The 5,497-nt window shown below is 53.2% G+C and carries 2 tRNA genes and 3 rRNA genes; all 5 read left to right on the top strand.

Features of this window, described 5'->3' with window-relative positions:
* Positions 1 to 278: 278 nt before the first annotated feature.
* Positions 279 to 1,825 (top strand): 16S ribosomal RNA (locus ABE422_RS18665).
* A gap of 95 nt (positions 1,826 to 1,920) precedes the next feature.
* A tRNA-Ala gene (locus ABE422_RS18660) sits at positions 1,921 to 1,996 on the top strand.
* 48 nt (positions 1,997 to 2,044) lie between these two features.
* Positions 2,045 to 2,121: transfer RNA gene (locus ABE422_RS18655), tRNA-Ile, on the top strand.
* A 230-nt stretch (positions 2,122 to 2,351) separates the two neighbouring features.
* Positions 2,352 to 5,230: ribosomal RNA gene (locus tag ABE422_RS18650) — 23S ribosomal RNA — on the top strand.
* Positions 5,231 to 5,355: 125 nt separating this feature from the next.
* Positions 5,356 to 5,470 (top strand): 5S ribosomal RNA (gene rrf / locus ABE422_RS18645).
* The 16S, 23S and 5S rRNA genes sit together here with 2 tRNA genes alongside, the layout of an rRNA operon.
* The last annotated feature ends 27 nt before the right edge of the window (positions 5,471 to 5,497 follow it).

The following is a 5,497-nucleotide window of genomic DNA, read 5'->3' as shown; positions in this document are numbered from 1 at the left end:
CCTTGAAAAAAGGTGTTGACGAAGCAGATAAGCCGGTCTATAATGGGCGGCTCGCAACGACGGAAACGTCGGGGCAAACGGAAGAAGGCGCTGAGGCCGATTCCAAAGTTCTTTGACAGTATGCGCAGGTATCTTGTGAAGGCGCCTGCAGGAAGGATGTATGTCCATCTTGCAGACGTTTGATCAAGCAACATATCAATTGTTTTAAAGCAAGCGAAACGTTGCCAGCGGTCAAGCATCTGCAGCTTTAAATTTTTAGTCTTCGGACTATGCGTTTTTAAGTGAAGAGTTTGATCCTGGCTCAGAGTGAACGCTGGCGGTAGGCCTAACACATGCAAGTCGAACGGCAGCACAGTAAGAGCTTGCTCTTATGGGTGGCGAGTGGCGGACGGGTGAGGAATACATCGGAATCTACCTTTTCGTGGGGGATAACGTAGGGAAACTTACGCTAATACCGCATACGACCTTCGGGTGAAAGCAGGGGACCTTCGGGCCTTGCGCGGATAGATGAGCCGATGTCGGATTAGCTAGTTGGCGGGGTAAAGGCCCACCAAGGCGACGATCCGTAGCTGGTCTGAGAGGATGATCAGCCACACTGGAACTGAGACACGGTCCAGACTCCTACGGGAGGCAGCAGTGGGGAATATTGGACAATGGGCGCAAGCCTGATCCAGCCATACCGCGTGGGTGAAGAAGGCCTTCGGGTTGTAAAGCCCTTTTGTTGGGAAAGAAAAGCAGTCGATTAATACTCGGTTGTTCTGACGGTACCCAAAGAATAAGCACCGGCTAACTTCGTGCCAGCAGCCGCGGTAATACGAAGGGTGCAAGCGTTACTCGGAATTACTGGGCGTAAAGCGTGCGTAGGTGGTTGTTTAAGTCTGTTGTGAAAGCCCTGGGCTCAACCTGGGAATTGCAGTGGATACTGGGCGACTAGAGTGTGGTAGAGGGTAGTGGAATTCCCGGTGTAGCAGTGAAATGCGTAGAGATCGGGAGGAACATCCATGGCGAAGGCAGCTACCTGGACCAACACTGACACTGAGGCACGAAAGCGTGGGGAGCAAACAGGATTAGATACCCTGGTAGTCCACGCCCTAAACGATGCGAACTGGATGTTGGGTGCAATTTGGCACGCAGTATCGAAGCTAACGCGTTAAGTTCGCCGCCTGGGGAGTACGGTCGCAAGACTGAAACTCAAAGGAATTGACGGGGGCCCGCACAAGCGGTGGAGTATGTGGTTTAATTCGATGCAACGCGAAGAACCTTACCTGGTCTTGACATGTCGAGAACTTTCCAGAGATGGATTGGTGCCTTCGGGAACTCGAACACAGGTGCTGCATGGCTGTCGTCAGCTCGTGTCGTGAGATGTTGGGTTAAGTCCCGCAACGAGCGCAACCCTTGTCCTTAGTTGCCAGCACGTAATGGTGGGAACTCTAAGGAGACCGCCGGTGACAAACCGGAGGAAGGTGGGGATGACGTCAAGTCATCATGGCCCTTACGACCAGGGCTACACACGTACTACAATGGTAGGGACAGAGGGCTGCAAACCCGCGAGGGCAAGCCAATCCCAGAAACCCTATCTCAGTCCGGATTGGAGTCTGCAACTCGACTCCATGAAGTCGGAATCGCTAGTAATCGCAGATCAGCATTGCTGCGGTGAATACGTTCCCGGGCCTTGTACACACCGCCCGTCACACCATGGGAGTTTGTTGCACCAGAAGCAGGTAGCTTAACCTTCGGGAGGGCGCTTGCCACGGTGTGGCCGATGACTGGGGTGAAGTCGTAACAAGGTAGCCGTATCGGAAGGTGCGGCTGGATCACCTCCTTTTGAGCAAAGACAGCATCGTCCTGTCGGGCGTCTTCACAAGTAACCTGCATTCAGAGTTTCACGTCGGCCTGGCCGACGTGGATAGTCCCGTATATGGGGCCTTAGCTCAGCTGGGAGAGCACCTGCTTTGCAAGCAGGGGGTCGTCGGTTCGATCCCGACAGGCTCCACCACACGATGCGCCTTTATCAGCGCAGTCGGCAATGAGCTAAACGGACATTGGGTCTGTAGCTCAGGTGGTTAGAGCGCACCCCTGATAAGGGTGAGGTCGGTAGTTCGAGTCTACCCAGACCCACCACTCTGAATGATTAGCGCATACAAAGAATTTATTACGGATCAGCATTGTGGCTGGTACGTGTTCTTTTAAAACTTGTGACGTAGCGAGCGTTTTGAGATTCTATCTTAGACGTGTCGTGAGGCTAAGGCGGAAGACTTAAATGTCTTCTTATTAATTGAGTCGTTATATTTCGTATCTGGGCTTTGTACCCCCAGGTCATATATGTAACCCAAGGCAACTTGCGGTTATATGGTCAAGCGAATAAGCGCACACGGTGGATGCCTTGGCGGTCAGAGGCGATGAAGGACGTGGCAGCCTGCGAAAAGTATCGGGGAGCTGGCAACAAGCTTTGATCCGGTAATGTCCGAATGGGGAAACCCACCCGCTTGCGGGTATCCTGCAGTGAATACATAGCTGCTGGAAGCGAACCTGGTGAACTGAAATATCTAAGTAACCAGAGGAAAAGAAATCAACCGAGATTCCCTGAGTAGCGACGAGCGAACGGGGACTAGCCCTTAAGCTGGAATGGTTCTAGAAAAACAGCCTGGAACGGCTGGCCATAGAAGGTGATAGCCCTGTATTTAAAAGGGCCACTCCAGTGAAGACGAGTAGGGCGGGGCACGTGAAACCCTGTCTGAACATGGGGGGACCATCCTCCAAGGCTAAATACTACTGACCGACCGATAGTGAACCAGTACCGTGAGGGAAAGGCGAAAAGAACCCCGGAGAGGGGAGTGAAATAGATCCTGAAACCGTGTGCGTACAAGCAGTAGGAGCTCGAAAGAGTGACTGCGTACCTTTTGTATAATGGGTCAGCGACTTACTGTTCGTGGCAAGCTTAACCGTATAGGGGAGGCGAAGGGAAACCGAGTCTGATAAGGGCGCATAGTCGCGGGCAGTAGACCCGAAACCGGGTGATCTAGTCATGGCCAGGGTGAAGGTGCCGTAACAGGTACTGGAGGCCCGAACCCACGTCTGTTGCAAAAGACGGGGATGAGCTGTGATTAGGAGTGAAAAGCTAATCGAACCCGGAGATAGCTGGTTCTCCTCGAAAGCTATTTAGGTAGCGCCTCATATGTATCCTCTCGGGGGTAGAGCACTGTTATGGCTAGGGGGTCATCGCGACTTACCAAACCATTGCAAACTCCGAATACCGAGACGGACTGTATGGGAGACACACGGCGGGTGCTAACGTCCGTCGTGAAAAGGGAAACAACCCAGACCCACAGCTAAGGTCCCAAATTCACTGCTAAGTGGAAAACCATGTGGAAAGGCACAGACAGCCAGGAGGTTGGCTTAGAAGCAGCCACCCTTTAAAGAAAGCGTAATAGCTCACTGGTCGAGTCGGTCTGCGGGGAAGATTTAACGGGGCTAAGCAGTGAACCGAAGCTTGGGGTGTGCATATTTATATGTACGCGGTAGAGGAGCGTTCCGTAAGCCGTTGAAGGTGGATTGAGAAGTCTGCTGGAGGTATCGGAAGTGCGAATGCTGACATGAGTAACGATAATGCGGGTGAAAAACCCGCACGCCGAAAGCCCAAGGTTTCCTTGCGCAACGTTAATCGGCGCAGGGTGAGTCGGCCCCTAAGGCGAGGACGAAAGTCGTAGTCGATGGGAAGCAGGTTAATATTCCTGCACCTCGCGTAAGTGCGATGGAGGGACGGAGAAGGTTAGGTGTACCCGGCGTTGGTTGTCCGGGGGAAAGGCGGTAGGTTTGGATCTTTGGCAAATCCGGGATCCTTTAAGACCGAGCACCGAGACGAGCCTTTAAGGCGAAGTCACTGATACCACGCTTCCAGGAAAAGCTCCTAAGCTTCAGCTTACGCAGACCGTACCGTAAACCGACACAGGTGGGTAGGATGAGAATTCTCAGGCGCTTGAGAGAACTCGGGTGAAGGAACTAGGCAACATGGCACCGTAACTTCGGGAGAAGGTGCGCCCTTTTTGGTGGCTCATGCGAGCTATAGCTGAAGAGGGCCGCAGTAACCAGGCCGCTGCGACTGTTTATCAAAAACACAGCACTCTGCAAACACGAAAGTGGACGTATAGGGTGTGACGCCTGCCCGGTGCTGGAAGGTTAATTGATGGGGTCAGCCGCAAGGCGAAGCTCTTGATCGAAGCCCCAGTAAACGGCGGCCGTAACTATAACGGTCCTAAGGTAGCGAAATTCCTTGTCGGGTAAGTTCCGACCTGCACGAATGGCGTAACGACAGCGGCGCTGTCTCCACCCGAGACTCAGTGAAATTGAAATCGCTGTGAAGATGCAGCGTTCCCGTGGCAAGACGGAAAGACCCCGTGAACCTTTACTATAGCTTTACACTGAACGTTGAGTTCGTCTGTGTAGGATAGGTGGGAGGCTATGAAACTGTGGCGCTAGCTGCAGTGGAGCCATCCTTGAAATACCACCCTGTCGTGCTTGACGTTCTAACCTAGGTCCATAATCTGGATCGGGGACCGTGTATGGTGGGTAGTTTGACTGGGGCGGTCTCCTCCTAAAGAGTAACGGAGGAGCTCGAAGGTACGCTCAGCGCGGTCGGACATCGCGCACTGTGTGCAAAGGCATAAGCGTGCTTGACTGCAAGATCGACGGATCAAGCAGGTAGGAAACTAGGACTTAGTGATCCGGTGGTTCTGTATGGAAGGGCCATCGCTCAACGGATAAAAGGTACTCCGGGGATAACAGGCTGATACCGCCCAAGAGTTCATATCGACGGCGGTGTTTGGCACCTCGATGTCGGCTCATCACATCCTGGGGCTGTAGTCGGTCCCAAGGGTATGGCTGTTCGCCATTTAAAGTGGTACGCGAGCTGGGTTCAGAACGTCGTGAGACAGTTCGGTCCCTATCTGCCATGGGCGTTGGAGATTTGAGAGGGGCTGCTCCTAGTACGAGAGGACCGGAGTGGACGAACCTCTGGTGTTCCGGTTGTCACGCCAGTGGCATTGCCGGGTAGCTATGTTCGGAAGCGATAACCGCTGAAAGCATCTAAGCGGGAAGCGCGCCTCAAGATGAGATCTCCCGGGGCACAAGCCCCCTGAAGGAACCATATAGACTATGTGGTTGATAGGTCAGGTGTGTAAGTACAGCAATGTATTGAGCTAACTGATACTAATGATCCGTGTGGCTTGACCATATAACCTCAAGTTGCCTTGGCCGACATGACATGTCGATAGATCCCAAGTGCACGCTACGTCACAAGACTTACGAGAGGCAGGCGCCTTAATCCGTTCCTTAGGATGGCGACGCTCCAACTGTCTCCCTGGTGAAATTAGCGCTGTGGAACCACCCGATCCCATCCCGAACTCGGAAGTGAAACGCAGCTGCGCCGATGGTAGTGTGGCCTAAGCCATGCGAGAGTAGGTCATCGCCAGGGTTTTTACCCCGAAAACCCCGCTGCTCA

Origin of the sequence: Stenotrophomonas sp. TWI1151, from assembly GCF_039673135.1 — a bacterium.
Taxonomy (GTDB): domain Bacteria; phylum Pseudomonadota; class Gammaproteobacteria; order Xanthomonadales; family Xanthomonadaceae; genus Stenotrophomonas.
The sequence above is the reverse complement of the archived record's forward strand: the minus strand, read 5'-3'. Positions and strand labels throughout refer to the sequence as shown.